This is a genomic window from Flavobacterium pasteuri (assembly GCF_048286615.1).
GTDB lineage: Bacteria > Bacteroidota > Bacteroidia > Flavobacteriales > Flavobacteriaceae > Flavobacterium.
Window position 1 is genome coordinate 207,160 of sequence record NZ_JBLVPN010000001.1, and the last position, 14,686, is coordinate 221,845.

General features: G+C 33.4%; 17 protein-coding genes. 15 read left to right on the forward strand and 2 right to left on the reverse strand.

Annotation, left to right across the window (positions count from 1 at the left end):
• The first annotated feature begins 8 nt into the window (after positions 1-8).
• Positions 9-1,028, forward strand: coding sequence for a glycosyltransferase family 9 protein (locus ACNQF6_RS00955; protein WP_417962405.1), 1,020 nt, complete (start codon positions 9-11; stop codon positions 1,026-1,028).
• Positions 1,029-1,265: 237 nt separating this feature from the next.
• Here the strand turns inward: ACNQF6_RS00955 and ACNQF6_RS00960 are convergent, their stop codons facing one another.
• A complete protein-coding gene (locus ACNQF6_RS00960; protein ID WP_417962407.1) occupies positions 1,266-1,811 on the reverse strand; it encodes a GNAT family N-acetyltransferase in 546 nt (181 codons plus the stop codon).
• Positions 1,812-1,986: 175 nt separating this feature from the next.
• Entirely contained in the window at positions 1,987-3,039 is a 1,053-nt protein-coding gene (locus ACNQF6_RS00965; RefSeq protein WP_417962409.1) for a 2Fe-2S iron-sulfur cluster-binding protein, read from the reverse strand.
• A gap of 172 nt (positions 3,040-3,211) precedes the next feature.
• Between ACNQF6_RS00965 and ACNQF6_RS00970 the strand changes: the two genes are divergently transcribed.
• The 14 genes from ACNQF6_RS00970 (at position 3,212) to atpH (ending at position 14,655) form a co-directional block, all read left to right on the forward strand.
• Positions 3,212-3,553: a PadR family transcriptional regulator gene (locus ACNQF6_RS00970; protein WP_417962411.1), complete on the forward strand. Its 342-nt coding sequence runs from the start codon at positions 3,212-3,214 to the stop codon at positions 3,551-3,553.
• A 10-nt stretch (positions 3,554-3,563) separates the two neighbouring features.
• Positions 3,564-4,244, forward strand: a complete 681-nt coding sequence (locus ACNQF6_RS00975) for a hypothetical protein (RefSeq protein ID WP_417962413.1) — start codon at positions 3,564-3,566, stop codon at positions 4,242-4,244.
• Positions 4,241-4,909 (forward strand): hypothetical protein, encoded by a 669-nt coding sequence (locus ACNQF6_RS00980; RefSeq protein ID WP_417962415.1) that lies wholly within the window; start codon positions 4,241-4,243, stop codon positions 4,907-4,909. Before ACNQF6_RS00975 ends, ACNQF6_RS00980 begins: the two co-directional genes overlap by 4 nt.
• Before the next feature lie 6 nt (positions 4,910-4,915).
• Positions 4,916-5,455 carry a hypothetical protein gene (locus ACNQF6_RS00985; protein ID WP_417962417.1) on the forward strand — a complete coding sequence of 180 codons (540 nt, stop codon included), beginning with the start codon at positions 4,916-4,918 and terminating at the stop codon, positions 5,453-5,455.
• A 214-nt stretch (positions 5,456-5,669) separates the two neighbouring features.
• On the forward strand, positions 5,670-7,139 hold the full coding sequence (locus ACNQF6_RS00990; RefSeq protein WP_417962419.1) for a DUF5687 family protein: 1,470 nt from the start codon (positions 5,670-5,672) through the stop codon (positions 7,137-7,139).
• A 48-nt stretch (positions 7,140-7,187) separates the two neighbouring features.
• Positions 7,188-7,883: an ABC transporter ATP-binding protein gene (locus ACNQF6_RS00995; RefSeq protein WP_417962422.1), complete on the forward strand. Its 696-nt coding sequence runs from the start codon at positions 7,188-7,190 to the stop codon at positions 7,881-7,883.
• Positions 7,884-8,262: 379 nt separating this feature from the next.
• Positions 8,263-10,836 (forward strand): type IX secretion system periplasmic lipoprotein PorW/SprE, encoded by a 2,574-nt coding sequence (gene porW, locus ACNQF6_RS01000; protein WP_470303383.1) that lies wholly within the window; start codon positions 8,263-8,265, stop codon positions 10,834-10,836.
• Positions 10,837-10,838: 2 nt separating this feature from the next.
• Positions 10,839-11,249, forward strand: coding sequence for a bactofilin family protein (locus tag ACNQF6_RS01005; protein ID WP_305629049.1), 411 nt, complete (start codon positions 10,839-10,841; stop codon positions 11,247-11,249).
• A complete protein-coding gene (locus ACNQF6_RS01010; protein WP_417962426.1) occupies positions 11,215-11,442 on the forward strand; it encodes an AtpZ/AtpI family protein in 228 nt (75 codons plus the stop codon). The genes ACNQF6_RS01005 and ACNQF6_RS01010 overlap by 35 nt, the downstream gene beginning before the upstream one ends.
• A gap of 106 nt (positions 11,443-11,548) precedes the next feature.
• Positions 11,549-11,941, forward strand: coding sequence for a hypothetical protein (locus tag ACNQF6_RS01015; protein WP_315205813.1), 393 nt, complete (start codon positions 11,549-11,551; stop codon positions 11,939-11,941).
• A 120-nt stretch (positions 11,942-12,061) separates the two neighbouring features.
• Entirely contained in the window at positions 12,062-13,192 is a 1,131-nt protein-coding gene (gene atpB, locus ACNQF6_RS01020; RefSeq protein ID WP_417962428.1) for a F0F1 ATP synthase subunit A, read from the forward strand.
• A gap of 115 nt (positions 13,193-13,307) precedes the next feature.
• Complete coding sequence (gene atpE, locus ACNQF6_RS01025) at positions 13,308-13,499, forward strand: ATP synthase F0 subunit C (RefSeq protein WP_073353856.1); 192 nt, start codon at positions 13,308-13,310, stop codon at positions 13,497-13,499.
• Between the two features lie 116 nt (positions 13,500-13,615).
• Positions 13,616-14,116 carry a F0F1 ATP synthase subunit B gene (locus tag ACNQF6_RS01030; protein WP_099713990.1) on the forward strand — a complete coding sequence of 167 codons (501 nt, stop codon included), beginning with the start codon at positions 13,616-13,618 and terminating at the stop codon, positions 14,114-14,116.
• Positions 14,117-14,121: 5 nt separating this feature from the next.
• Positions 14,122-14,655 (forward strand): ATP synthase F1 subunit delta, encoded by a 534-nt coding sequence (gene atpH, locus ACNQF6_RS01035; protein WP_417962430.1) that lies wholly within the window; start codon positions 14,122-14,124, stop codon positions 14,653-14,655.
• Positions 14,656-14,686 lie beyond the last annotated feature (31 nt).

Consider the following 14,686-nt stretch of genomic DNA (forward strand, 5'->3'; position numbering starts at 1 on the left):
TAGCCGTCATGAGACTTTCCGCAATGGGAGATGTCGCCATGACGGTTCCTGTTTTACGGGCTTTTGTAAGCCAGTATCCACAAGTTAAAATCACGGTTATTTCCAGACCGTTTTTCAAACCTTTTTTTGAAGGAATTCCCAATCTTTCTTTTTTTGCTTTTGATGAAAAAGAACGACACAAAGGATTTCTGGGGTTGTTGCTTTTGTTCCAAGATTTAAAAGGTTTAAATATTGATGCTTTTGCCGATTTACACAATGTGTTGCGCTCTAAAATCATTCGAAACCTTTTTGCTTTAAGCGGAAAAAAAACAGCATCGGTGGATAAAGGAAGAGCAGAAAAAAAAGCCTTGACGCAACCCGAAAACAAAGTGTTCAAGCAACTGCCCACTATGTTTGAAAGACACGTAAAGGTTTTTGAACAACTTGGTTTTATAGTTGATTTATCATCCCGAAGTGTCGGGACAGTTTTTGCTAAAAAAGCAGTTTTGAGTACGGAAATCCTAGCGTTAATTGGAGCTGAAAATCAAAAACTGATTGGGATTGCTCCTTTTGCACAATACGATTCCAAAGTGTATCCGCTGGATTTAATGCAGGAAGTCATTAATCAATTATCGAAAAATTTAGAATATAAAATTTTACTTTTTGGCGGTGGGAAAAAGGAAATCGAAATTCTGGATTCGTTTTCTGTTAATAAAGAAAACGTCATCAATATGGCGGGCAAAATTAAATTCCAACAGGAATTGCAACTCATCGGTAATCTAAATGTGATGCTTTCCATGGATTCAGGGAATGCTCATATTGCGGCTATGTTGGGCGTTAAAGTCATTACGCTTTGGGGCGCTACGCATCCATATGCGGGATTTTCTCCCTTTAATCAGCCTTTAGAAAATGCGTTGGTTTCGGATAGGAATCAGTTTCCAAAACTACCCACTTCAGTTTATGGCAATAAAAAAGTGAATGGTTATGAAGGTGCCATGCGAACTATTTTGCCAGATACAATAGTTTTAAAAATAAAAAATTTTATTTGAACCATTAAGAAATTTAAGGTGTGATGCAACTTAATTATGTAATAGTTTTAATTGCTTTTCTAACAACAAAATTTAGTAATATTTGAAATATTTCACCTGAAAACTTAATATTTCCCAGTTTCTTGCAGCTTAGGAAAAGGAGATACTGAATTTTATTGATTACTCGATATTCAAGGATAAGATAACTTCAAATTAAGCTTAAAATCAAATAAAGTAAAACTGTCCTTAGAGGTAATTTTAGTTAGTTTTTTTATCATTATTGTTAATTAAATTCCAATATATCATATCATTTTCTATTCTTATTTGTGTAAAATTAAATTTATTGAGGAGATTTATCGAACTACTATTTTCGGTTAAACAATTTGCAGTGATTTCTTTTATTATTTCGTTTGAGAAAGCCCATTTTATTATTTCTCGTACGGCTTCTTCTGCAAAACCTTTTCGTCTTTCCTCTTTAATTATGCCATATCCTATATCAATATTTTCTTCTTTATTGTTAAATCCTTTAAATCCTAAATCTCCAATTATTTCCTTTGTATCTTTCTTGATTATCATCCAAGATTCAAAACCGGTTGGATACCCTATTTTGGTTAAATTATTAATAATTTTTGGCAAGGTTTCTAAAACATCCATGTCTGGCCAACTTTTCCCTTTTTGATAGCTCCATTTTTCTAAATCACTAAAATCATTATTTAAAATGTTTTGACAAAATGGAATTGTAAAAGGTTTAAGTATTAAATTTTTAGTTAACAGTTGTTCAATTTCAATTTTTTTAATTTTCATATTTTTTGTAAAAGATTATCAAAGTAAATATATATGAGGTGTTACCTCATAGGATTCAAAAACAGCGTAAATTTCACTGTACTATTATTCTGCTAATATAGTACAAACCAAAACCTTCTTAAAACAAAAAAACTTCCCTTTTCAGAGAAGTTTTCAGTATCATTTATACTATTTCCTAAACATCATCATAATCAACATAAAGTGTTTCAGAGGTGGGATGCGCTTGACACGTAAGTATCAAACCATCTGCGATTTCTTTATCGGTTAGGATGGAGTTTTTAGTCATCTCGGCAGTTCCAGATGTTACCCGAGCTAGACAGCTGCTGCAAATTCCACCTTGGCAAGAATACGGAGCATCAATGCCTTGCTTTAAAGCGGCATCAAGAACGGTTTGTTTTTGTGACATTTCGAAAGTCGTTTCCTCGTCATCCACCATAATGGTGATTTTAGAATGGCCGCCTAATGATTGCTCTATTTTATTTTCTTTGGTAGAAGAAGAAAATAATTCGAATTTAATATTAGATTCTTTTACATTATGTTCCTTCAAAACTCCGGAAACGATATTGATCATTTCTTCCGGTCCACATAAATAGAACTTGTCAAATTCCAATTCCTTGTGTTTGTTATTCAAAACAAAATTCACTGTCGATTTCTCAATTCGCCCAAATAAAGCATGTTCTACTTTGGCTTGACTGTAAACATAATGTACAAAAAGGCGACCCACATATTGCAATTGCAAATTGTGTAATTCTTGGTGAAAGATGGTTTCTTCTGGCGTTTTGTTTCCGTAAATCAACACAAAAGAACTTTTCGGTTCGTTTTTCAACACTGATTTTAAGATAGACATCATAGGTGTGATTCCGCTTCCGGCAGCAAAAGCTGCGTAGTTTTTTTGTCGGTCCGCTTGTGGTTCAAAAGTGAATTTCCCTTCTGGTTTTCCTACTTCAAGAACATCTCCAGCTTTGAGTTTTGTGTTAGCAAATTGAGAGAAAGCACCGTTTTTCACTGCTTTTACTGCAATGCGTAATTCTCCACTGTCAGGAGCTGAGCATATAGAATACGCACGACGGATTTCTTCACCGTCCAAGGTTAATTTTAGATTGATATATTGACCGGCAACAAAAGCATAATTCACTTTTAATTCCTCAGGCACGTTAAAGAGTATGGAAACAGCGTCTTTGGTTTCGCGTTTTACTTTTTTTATGATTAATTTCAGAAAGGATGACATGATATTTTTTTTGCAAATATAGTAAACAGAATAGGTTTTTTGAATTCAAAATATTTGAAAATTTTAATACCTAAAACTATTATGTATAAGAATCTTATGTATATTTGTTTTTCAAAATGAGATTGCTTCACTTCGACTTCGCTCTGTGCAGGCTACTCGCAATGACAACAAAATGAAAAATTCACAATTATATAAAGGAAGTCTGAATACAATTATCATGAAATTGCTGGAGGAAAACGGCAAGATGTACGGCTATGAAATCACCCAGAAAGTAAAAGCGATTACACAAGGCGAACTCAACATCACCGAAGGCGCTTTGTACCCGGCTTTGCACAAGCTGGAAGCCGAAGGTTTGCTGGATGTAGAAATTGAAAAGGTGGATAACCGCATGCGAAAATATTACAAACTCACGGAAAGCGGTCAGAAAGAAACCGTAAACCGACTCACAGAACTCGAAGATTTCATTCGAAACATGCAGAGTTTAGTGAACCCAAAGCCTAGTTTAGAATTTTAATTTTGTGAAAATGAAACTAACCAACCAACAAATTGCTCAAATAGAAGAAACTTTGGTTTTGAACGGCGTTGTTTATGACGATATTAAAATAGAATTGATTGATCATATTGCTTCAGAAATTGAGGCGGAAGCCATGAGTGAAGCGAAACCTTTTGAGATTATTTTAAAAGAGGTGTTTGATAAATGGAAGCTACAATTAAAACCAACTTCGCATAATTTATTGCTTGGTTATGGGTTTTTAGCCCCAAAGATTATTTCAGATAAATTTGCCGATGACAAGAAAAAAGAACTTTTTGTTGCAGGAATTACTGTCTGTATGCTTACGGTTTTAATTTTATTGATTAAGAACAAATTTCAGAGCGCTTCGATTCTATCGAGCATTGTTTTTGTTTTACAAACGACATCCGTACTAGGTGCATTATTGATTACAAGCGCAAGATTATTTGTTTTAAATTCTAAAGCAAAAACAACATATTTATTCTGGTTTAAGAAAAATTTTTATTTGATTCTGCTCTACGGTTTGCTCATTGGGTTTGGTTTTTTTCCTATCCTTCCTACAAATAAAAATATAGAAATAAAAGTCGGTTCCTTGATTGTAACTTTAGCTTATTTGTTTTTAATTTTTGGGAATTTAAAACTTTTTTACAAACATTTTCAATTTGAAAAAAAATTATCATTTACCAAACCATGAAACTAACCACCGAACAAATAGAATATGTATCTGATTATGTCAAATCTTTTGATATCAAATGGTATGAATTACAAGTAGAATTGACGGATCACTTGGTAAATAGTATGGAGGAAATTTGGGAGAAAGATCCGGAACTTACTTTTCATCAAGTAAAACAGTATGCTGAAAATCATTTTGGTCGCAACGGTTTTAAAGCCATAGAAAAAGAAAGAATCGAGATTCTTCGAAAAGAATACAATCGAATTCAACGAAAAATGATAACTGAGTATCTGAAGTTCCCTAAAATTTTTGGAAGCATTCTGTTGGGATTTCTAGCTTATCAAGTATCTTTTTACTTCGATAAGCCGCATGAATTTATTGTTCGGTTAAATATGTTACTTATGGCATTATCGATTCCATTTATTTACAGTTGGATTAAAAATCAAAAAATAAATGGGAAACGTTTTTTAGCAATTAACGGTCAGAATTTTTATATCAGTGTGATAGTGTTTCCTCAATTTGGAACAAACTTGTCTGAAATATTTAAGGAGGAAATCCAACGGAATCATCTACTAGTGATACCATTTATTTGTTTTTGGGTTGTAGGCGTTTTATTTAGTATCACGGGTTTAAATATTAACACTAAAATTGTAGCGAAAATCAAAAAACAATACCAATTGAATTAAATACTTATGAAACTAACCCCTCAACAAATAGATCAACTCTACCTTTTTACCCGCCAGCATTATGTAGAATATTACGATTTGCAAACGGAATTAGTCGATCATTTGGCAAACGCCATTGAAACTGAATGGGAACAAAATCCTAAACTAACTTTTGACGAAGTTTTAAACAAAGAATTCAAGAAATTTGGCGTTTTTGGGTTTATGGATGTGGTAGAAAGTCGGCAAACTGCTCTAGGGAAAAAATACAATCGGTTAGTGTTTCAACATTTTAAAACTTTTTTTAAAGTGCCGAAAATTTTATTAACGATAGTAATGACCTTTTTACTTTTTAATATTCTGAAAAGAAGCATTTACAACGATTATATTTTAATAGGTATTTGTATTATTTATTTTGGATTTATTTTTCATGAATTTTACAAGAATAAGAAAATCAAAAAGATACAAAAAGAGACCAATAAAAAGAAATGGTTGTTTGAAGAAATCATCAACCAATATGGTGTTTCCTCAGGCGCTTTTTCGGTTCCTTTTATTTTTTTATTCAAATAATCAGTCGTGCAGAAAGGTATTTATTAAATGAGTATTGGATTTTCACCTTGAGTTTTATGATAGTGCTTTTTGTAATTTTAAATTATATTTTATTCAGAGTCATCCCTTCCAAAGCACAAACCTATCTAGAACAAACCTACCCAGAATATAAATTAGAAAATTTGTAACGTTTTCTTATTTTGACTACATATTACAAAACCAAAAGAACCAAACTATGATTCAAAAATTTCTTTATCTCGAATGGAAAGCATTTTTTAGGTCGGCTTCCTTCGCAACTAATCTGGCTTTGAAAATCCTGATGGGTTTTGTCGCCGTTTATTTCATTTTAATTTTCTTGGCATTAGGAGTCGGGGCCTTTTATATTCTAAAGAAAATGAATCTGGACCCAATTGTTACCGTGAATCAATTCATGATTTATTATGTATTGATGGATTTAATCGTCCGATTGCTGTTGCAAAAAATCCCGGTGATGAACATTCGCCCGATGTTGATTTTCCCCATAAAAAAATCCACAATTGTTCATTTCTCTTTAGGGAAGACGGTTTTGTCCTTCTTTAATTTGGTGCATGGTTTTTTCCTGATTCCGTTTAGTGTTGTTTTAATTATCGAAGGTTATGATCCTGTCTCTGTAGTACTTTGGTATACTGCGTTGTTTTCATTGTTGTACATCAATAATTTTTTAAATATTCTACTGAGTAATAAAGACAATTTATTTGCTATTTTCTTAGCATTAGCAGCCGTTTTAGGAGGATTACAGTATTATGGACTGTTCAATATCACAGAATATACAGCGCCATTTTTTGATGCTATTTTCAATACATATTGGACTTTTGCCATTCCAGTAGTGGCTTTAATTGCTTTATATTATGTCACGTTCCAGTATTTCAAAAAGAATTTATATCTGGATGCGGGATTGTCTAACAAACACGATGAAGCCAAAACAGAGGAGCTGACTTGGTTAAACCAATTTGGAACCATCGGAACCTTTTTGAAAAATGACATTAAATTAATCAAAAGAAACAAACGATCTAAAACTACTGTTGGATTGAGTGTCATGTTTCTTTTTTATGGTTTTCTTTTCTTTACCAATGCTATTGCAGTTTACAACAATCCTACAATGCACATTTTTGCGGGGATTTTCGTTTCTGGTGGATTTCTTATCACTTTCGGACAATTTGTACCCAGCTGGGATAGTGCTTATTATCCATTAATGATGACCCAAAACATTCCGTACAAAGGCTATTTGAGTTCTAAATGGTGGCTCATGGTAATCGCTACAATAGTTACCACAACCATTGCGTCGTTCTATCTCTATTTTGGAGTTCAGGTATATTTAACCATTGTTGTAGGTGCAATTTATAATATCGGAGTCAATTCTCATTTGGTTTTACTGGGTGGTGCATACACTAAAACACCAATCGATTTGAGTTCCGGTAAAGGCGCTTTTGGTGACAAAAAAGCATTCAACGTAAAAACCATGCTCATCTCAATTCCGCAATTAGGATTGCCGGTTTTACTGTATTGGTTGGGTTCAAAATTTGGAAACCCAAACATAGGCTTAGCGCTAGTAGCAGGGGTAGGAGTAATTGGATTTGCCTTCAAAGAGAAAGCATTTTTCTTGATTGAAAAAATCTATAAATCAGAGAAATACGCGACCATTGCTGCATACAAACAAAAAGGATAATCAAGCGATTAACGAAATCAACAAATAACCGAATAAACTTTTTCAAAAATGATACAAGTAAACAACCTTTCGAAAACATACAACGGAACAACCGTATTAAAAATAGATACTTTAGAAATAAAAAAAGGCGAAAGCTTTGGATTAGTGGGGAATAACGGAGCCGGAAAAACCACTTTTTTCAGCCTTTTATTGGATTTAATCCAGCCTTCAACAGGGAATATTGTCAACAACGAGGTACAAGTAAACACCAGCGAAAACTGGAAACCATTCACGGCTTCTTTCTTGGACGAAAGCTTCCTGATTGGCTACTTAACGCCCGAAGAATATTTTTATTTCATAGGCGATTTACGCGGACAAAATAAAGCCGATGTCGATGCTTTATTGGCCAAGCACGAAGAATTTTTCAACGGAGAAATCCTTAAAAACAAGAAATATTTACGCGATTTATCCAAAGGAAACCAGAAAAAAGTGGGCATCATCGCCACCTTAATCGGGAATCCGGAAGTAATTATTCTTGACGAACCGTTTGCTAATTTAGATCCAACCACACAATTTAGATTAAAAAAAATAATCAAGGATTTAGCTGATAATCCGGATGTTACAGTACTAGTTTCCAGCCACGATTTGTTGCACACCGTTGAGGTAAGTGACAGGATTGTCGCGTTGCACAAAGGCGAAGTAGTTAAAGACATTCAAACTTCTGAGGAAACCTTAAAGGAGTTAGAGCTGTTTTTTGCAGTTTAAACATAAAATAACTCAACCGCAAATTCGCTAATTATATAGTCTAATGAGTCTATGTAATTAGCGAGTTTGCGGTTTTTTTTTAGTCTTCAAATCCATAAAGTTTAATTTGGGCGTGACCCGGAAAAAAAATCCGGGTCGGGCTTTCACTCTCAATCTTTTTTATTCTTAAAAAAAAGAATAAAAAAGGATTTCCGTTACATCCCTCACGCGCACAAGAGACTCAAATAAACCCCGATAATTTTCACGATATCAAAAAGAAACGTATTTTTACAAGTCAGTATACTAAAATGCATTTTTAAAAGTTAATTGATAAAAACGTTTTCCATTGAAAGTCAATAGATTCAAACAGTTATTTTTCCTCTTATTTTTCGGTTTTTTAGTGGCCTGTTCTACTAAGAAAGACACTTTTATGGCCAGAAATTCCCACGCCTTGAGTACAAAGTATAATATTTTGTACAACGGTCAAGTAGGTTTAGACAAAGGAGTTAAGGAAATAAAATCCAACAGTGATGACGATTTCTGGAAACGTCTGCCAATAGAAAAAATGCAAATTGTAGAAGACTTCACTTCCACAACAAAACCTAAAAATACGAATTTTGAATTGGCAGAAGCTAAAGCGACTAAAGCCATTCAAAAGCATTCCATGAATATTGGCGGTAGAGAGAAAAACACTCAAATTGACGAAGCGTATCTTATGCTTGGAAAAGCCCGTTATTACGACCAACGATTTGTTCCCGCACTTGACGCATTTAATTATATTTTATATAAATATCCCAACAGCAGCAAGATTTATGAAGCTAAAATTTGGCGTGAAAAAACAAACATGCGCTTAGGAAATGATGCTTTGGTCATAAAAAATATAAGTAAATTATTAGAAGATCACGAAGTAAAAAAACAAGTTTTTGCGGATGCAAATGCGCTTCTATCAGAGTCTTTTTTAAATTTAGAAGAAAAAGATAGTGCGGTTGCTAAACTAAAATTAGCCATAGCGTTTACCAAGGTAAATCAGGAAAGAGCGCGATATCGTTTTGTTTTGGGACAATTGTACCAGCAATTAGGATATAAGGATAGTGCCGTGACTTCGTATCAATCAGTGATTGACATGAACCGAAAAGCGGATAGAAAATTTGTCATTCAGGCGCATGCTAAAAAAGCAGAATTGTTTGATTATCAAAACGGTGATTCCAATTCTTTTACAAAAACTTTTGATAAACTGGCAAAAGACAGAGAAAACCGCCCCTATAAAGATTTAATTTTTCATCAGATGGCAGTTTTTTATGATCAGAAAAACGACCAGAAGAAAGCGTTGGATTTTTACAATTTATCCTTAAGAACAGATTCAAAAGATTCCTATTTAGTAGCTTCAAATTACCGAAATTTAGGAAATATGTATTTTAGAAATGCGGAATATCCTGCTGCTGCAAAATATTATGACAGTACATTGGTAAAACTCAATGACAAAACGAGAGAGCATAATAAAATAAAAAAAATTAGAACTAATCTAGATGAAGTGATTTTGTATGAGGCTCTTGCCAAAAGAAATGACAGTATTTTGAATGTGGTTGCATTGAATGAGAGTGATAAAATAGCTTATTTCGAAAAATACATCGTCAAATTAAAAGAGCAAGATGAAATCAAGAGAGTTTTAGATGAAAAACGAAAAGAAAAACTAGAAAATATAGAACGAAATAGTACAACTAGTTCTATTGATCCGGCTTCTAATCAGGAACCTGGAAAACCGGCCAAAAAATCAACGTTTATGCCGCCAGCTATTCCCAATGTTTCCTCACAACAAGCAGGAAGTATTTTCTATTTTTATAATCCTACAACCGTAGCTTTTGGAAAAATAGAATTCAAAAAAACGTGGGGCGACAGAACTCCAAATGGCAATTGGAGAATTTCATCCAGTACTGGAAACCCAACATCGGTAGATCCTTTAAGTGATGAAAAAGAAACCCTTGAGAAAGGAGTCACAGCGGAGAAAATCGTGGAGCAATACACTACTGATTTTTATTTGAAACAACTTCCCATAGCACAAACGGAGATAGACAGCATAGGTAAAGAGCGTAATTTTGCGTATTACCAATTAGGGATTATTTATAAAGAAAAATTCAAAGAAAATAATTTGGCCATCGCTAAACTGGAACAATTATTAAACAATAATCCAGAGGAGAAACTAGTACTGCCATCGATGTATAATTTGTATAAACTACACCAAATTACGGATGCAAGCAAAGCAGAAGCGATGAGAAAAAGAATATCGGCTCAATATCCTGATTCTCGTTATGCGCAAATTATGAACAACACAAGCTCCAATGTGGCTTCAGTAAATGAAACACCGGAAAGTGCCTATACTAAATGGTATAAATTATACCAACAAGAACAATTTGTAGCGGTTTTAGAGAACTCAGACACTTTGATTAATCAGTTTTCGGGAGATGAAATTGTATCAAAATTCGAACTGCTTAAAGCAAATACCATTGGAAAACTAAAAGGACTAACTGCTTACAAAAATGCATTACAAGGAGTAGCGGATAATTATCCGAACAGTGAAGAAGGCAAAAATGCACAAGAAATCCTGACGAGTCAGATTCCGTTTTTAGAGAAAATGGAGTTGAGTACAACGGACTCATATAATTGGAAAATTTTATATCGAGTAGGTTCACAAGAGGATGAAAATACAAAAGCAATAGCCGAAAAAATCAAAATGTTAGTTGCTGCAGAAAGCCCTCAAAAACTATATTATTCCTATGATATTTATACTGAAAAAGAAAATTTCATCACCATTCACGGAATAAAATCAGAACTTTATGCTAAAGACATTGTATTTGTATTGAAGGATAATGTAAAATATAAATTGGTCGATCCTGCTATTGTGGTTTCGGGTGAGAACTACAAAGTGATTCAAATCAAGAAAAATATGGACACTTATTTAGCACCAAAAAATCAATAAATATGTTTGATAAAAAGCAAAAATCATACACCGATCTTTTGGGTAAAACCAATAGAATTGTTGAAGGAACTACTATAAAAGGCGATATTATTTCGCACGCTGATTTTAGATTAGACGGAAACTTGATAGGTAATTTTCAGTCTGGAGGGAAAATTGTAATTGGCCCAGCTGGAAGCGTTACCGGAGATATTGTGTGTAAAAATGCAGATATTGAAGGGAAATTTGACGGAAAAATTCAAGTAACCGAAGTGCTGAATGTAAAATCAAAAGCGAGTATTCATGGAGAAGTTACCACTGGAAAATTATCGGTGGAGCCGGGAGCTGATTTTAGCGCTTCTTGTACAATGAAGACTAATGTAAAAAATCTAATCCAGAACGATGGACAACAATCCCAACAAAAAAAGAGCGAATAAATGGCTTGCGCTGATTAACATTCCGATTCAAATGGGGGCCATCATCTTTCTGTTTTCCTATCTGGGAGACTGGTTAGACGAAAATCATCCGCATCCAAAAGTATATTACAGTAAAATTTTAGTAATGGTAGGCGTTGCACTGGCTTTGTATAATGTGATACGACAGGTAAACGAAATCAATAAAATGCAGTAATTTTTCAAGAGGGAAAAGGAATAAAAACGAGCTGTAAGCGTCCGGATGGTCGAATAAATTAAAATAACTTTGCGCCTTAGTGCCGTTGCGGCAAAAAATAAATACAATGAATTTAAAAAATTACAAACCGCTTCTGCCTTTATTGGCACTTGCGGGATTGGCTTATGTGGTTCATCGAGTTGCTTTTTATCTATTAGATATAAATGATGCGACTTTTTATTATTCGATAGAAACCCTCTATATGTTATTTCTGGTTTTGTCTATTATGGTATTTGTAGTTCTGTTAAAAGTCAAAGAACGCAGTTTTGATAATGTGGGGATGTCATTTCTTTTGAGTACCAGTATTAAAATGATTGTTTGTTATCTGATTTTAAAGCCTATATTGCAGGTTACAGCTCAAAACAATGCAATAGAGAAAAAGAATTTTTTTATGATGTTTATTCTCTTTTTAGCAATTGAAACCATACTAACAATACGTATATTAAACGAAAAGCAATAAATATGTTATTCAAGGAACAAATCCATCAAAAATAATTTTTTATATTCTTTTGAATATTAATAAAAGATGTACATTTGCACCAAATTTCAGAAACGTAATAAATTAAGATAATTAACTGTTATGGTGATTTCAAACAAACCACTTAGATTTATATTAGCGACTTTAGTAGCGTGTCTTCCTTTAATTAGTTTTGCAAATCCTGAACAGGATACTGTAAAAGTGAAAACAGAAGTTGCCCATGAGGCAGCCGAAGGAGCTCATGCTGAACCAACAGATGTAAAATCTAAAATTAAGGCATTTATTAATCATCACCTTTTGGATGCGCATGATTTTACCTTTTCAGCAAATGAAGAAACAGGCGCGCATTATGGTTTTTCATTGCCAATTATTCTTTGGGATAATGGTTTGCAAGTATTTTCTTCTTCAAAATTTCATCATGGTGAAGAAGTTGCTGAACACAATGGAAACTTCTACGTATTACACCACGAAAAAATATACAAAACGGATGCTTCTGGAACTTTAACAGAAGAGCACGGTCACCCTACAAATGTTAGACCTTTAGATTTATCAATCACTAAAAGCGTTGTTGGTATTTTAGGAATAGCAATCTTAATGTTTGTATTGTTTACAAGTTTAGCAAAATCGTATGCTAAAAATGGCGGTATAGCTTCAGGAGCTGGTCGTTTCTTTGAGCCACTTGTGCTTTATGTAAGAGATGAAATTGCCATTCCAAACATTGGAGAAAAAGGATATAAAAAATACATGAGTTATTTATTGACTATATTTTTCTTTATTTTCTTTTTAAATATATTAGGATTAACTCCGCTAGGATTTAACGTAACTGGAAATATTGCTATTACAGCATCACTAGCTTTGTTGACGTATTTAATTACAACTTTTACGGCTAATAAAAATTACTGGGGACACATTTTCTGGATGCCAGGTGTGCCAACTCCAATGAAATTTATTTTGGCTCCAATTGAATTATTGGGAACAATCATCAAACCATTTTCATTAATGATACGTTTGTACGCTAACATTTTAGCAGGACACGTTGTATTGATGAGTATTATTGGTTTAATGTTTATCTTTAAAAGCTGGATTGGAAGTACTTTGTCATTCGGATTGGCATTTGCACTTTCTATCCTTGAAATATTAGTTGCGTTTTTACAAGCGTATATTTTTACCATGTTATCTGCACTTTATTTTGGAGCAGGAAACGAAGAGCATCATCACGACGAAGCTCATTAGATTGCAGATTTTTGAATTAAGATTTTTGAATGCAGATTTGCGCCATTCTGAAATCTAAAATCGTTAATCTTCAATCTTAAATCAAATTGAATGTTTAATTTTTAATATATATATTATGGAAATTCCAACTATTGTAGGAGCAGGATTGATTGTTATCGGAGCAGGTTTAGGTATTGGTAGAATTGGTGGTTCAGCAATGGACGCTATCGCTCGTCAACCAGAAGCTTCTGGAAAAATCCAAACAGCTATGCTTATCGCAGCTGCACTTATTGAAGGTATTGGTTTCGCTGCGTTATTCGCATCGTAATTAAAACTTAAAAAACAATAGTTACAACGGTTGGTTGTAACTATTGTTTTTAAAATTAAAACATTACAAATTGCGATTAAAAGCAATTCATACTTTAAAATTTATAATTAGATATAATGGATAAGTTAATAAATGATTTTTCGTTTGGTTTGTTTATTTGGCAAATAGCAATATTTGTTGGATTAATACTCTTATTAAAAAAATTCGCTTGGAAACCAATTCTTGATGCAGTTAATGATAGAGAAGAAGGAATTAAAAATGCATTACTTTCTGCTGAAAATGCTAGAAAAGAAATGCAAAATCTTCAAGCTGACAACCAACGTATTTTACAAGAAGCAAGATTAGAGCGTGACAACATGCTTAAAGATGCTCGTGAAATGAAAGAGAAAATGGTTGCTGATGCTAAAAATGAAGCGCAAGCTCAAGGATTGAAAATGATTGAGCAAGCGAAAGCAGCAATTGAAAGCGAAAAAAATGCAGCTATGGCAGAATTGAAATTACAAGTTTCAACTTTATCATTGAGTATCGCAGAAAAAATATTGAAAGACGAATTATCTAACAAAGAAGCTCAAACTAAATTAGTTGAGAAAATGTTAGGTGACGTAAAGTTAAACTAACAATTATGGCAAGTACAAGAGCAGCAATTCGTTATGCAAAAGCAATTCTAGACTTAGCAAACTCAAAAGGTGTTGCCGAAGTTGTAAATAGCGACATGAAATTCATTGCTTCGACAATTAATGGTAATTTGGAATTGAGTACTTTTATTCAAAATCCAACCATGAAAGTGGAAGTGAAAGAGAAAGCACTGTTAGAAGTTTTTGCAGGTATCAATGGCGTAACTCAAGGGTTGTTTCATTTGTTATTTGAAAACAAAAGATTCGAAATTCTAGAAGCAATTGCAATAGAGTACAGTAAATTATCTGATATTATGAATGGTATTGAAGTAGCTCAGGTTACTACAGCAATTCCTATGGATGCAGGATTAGAAGCACAAGTTTTGGCTAAAATTGCAACCCTTTCAGATAAAAAAATCACTATAGAAAATATAGTAGATGCTTCAATCATTGGAGGATTTATTCTAAGAATAGGCGACAAGCAATACAATGCTTCAGTAGCCAACAGATTACAAGTATTAAAAAGAGAGTTAAGTAATTAGTTTTATTGCACATTTAAGTGTCTAAATTATA

Bases quoted from the DNA above. Each gene is read 5' to 3' on its own strand.
- atpE (WP_073353856.1), top strand. From the start codon at position 13,308: ATGGAAATTCCAACTATTGTAGGAGCAGGATTGATTGTTATCGGAGCA.
- ACNQF6_RS01015 (WP_315205813.1), top strand. From the start codon at position 11,549: ATGAATTTAAAAAATTACAAACCGCTTCTGCCTTTATTGGCACTTGCG.
- ACNQF6_RS00975 (WP_417962413.1), top strand. From the start codon at position 3,564: ATGAAACTAACCAACCAACAAATTGCTCAAATAGAAGAAACTTTGGTT.
- ACNQF6_RS00955 (WP_417962405.1), top strand. From the start codon at position 9: ATGAGACTTTCCGCAATGGGAGATGTCGCCATGACGGTTCCTGTTTTA.
- ACNQF6_RS01010 (WP_417962426.1), top strand. From the start codon at position 11,215: ATGGACAACAATCCCAACAAAAAAAGAGCGAATAAATGGCTTGCGCTG.
- atpH (WP_417962430.1), top strand. From the start codon at position 14,122: ATGGCAAGTACAAGAGCAGCAATTCGTTATGCAAAAGCAATTCTAGAC.
- ACNQF6_RS00995 (WP_417962422.1), top strand. From the start codon at position 7,188: ATGATACAAGTAAACAACCTTTCGAAAACATACAACGGAACAACCGTA.
- ACNQF6_RS00965 (WP_417962409.1), bottom strand. From the start codon at position 3,039: ATGTCATCCTTTCTGAAATTAATCATAAAAAAAGTAAAACGCGAAACC.
- ACNQF6_RS00985 (WP_417962417.1), top strand. From the start codon at position 4,916: ATGAAACTAACCCCTCAACAAATAGATCAACTCTACCTTTTTACCCGC.
- ACNQF6_RS00960 (WP_417962407.1), bottom strand. From the start codon at position 1,811: ATGAAAATTAAAAAAATTGAAATTGAACAACTGTTAACTAAAAATTTA.
- ACNQF6_RS00990 (WP_417962419.1), top strand. From the start codon at position 5,670: ATGATTCAAAAATTTCTTTATCTCGAATGGAAAGCATTTTTTAGGTCG.
- atpB (WP_417962428.1), top strand. From the start codon at position 12,062: ATGGTGATTTCAAACAAACCACTTAGATTTATATTAGCGACTTTAGTA.
- ACNQF6_RS01030 (WP_099713990.1), top strand. From the start codon at position 13,616: ATGGATAAGTTAATAAATGATTTTTCGTTTGGTTTGTTTATTTGGCAA.
- ACNQF6_RS00980 (WP_417962415.1), top strand. From the start codon at position 4,241: ATGAAACTAACCACCGAACAAATAGAATATGTATCTGATTATGTCAAA.
- ACNQF6_RS00970 (WP_417962411.1), top strand. From the start codon at position 3,212: ATGAAAAATTCACAATTATATAAAGGAAGTCTGAATACAATTATCATG.
- ACNQF6_RS01005 (WP_305629049.1), top strand. From the start codon at position 10,839: ATGTTTGATAAAAAGCAAAAATCATACACCGATCTTTTGGGTAAAACC.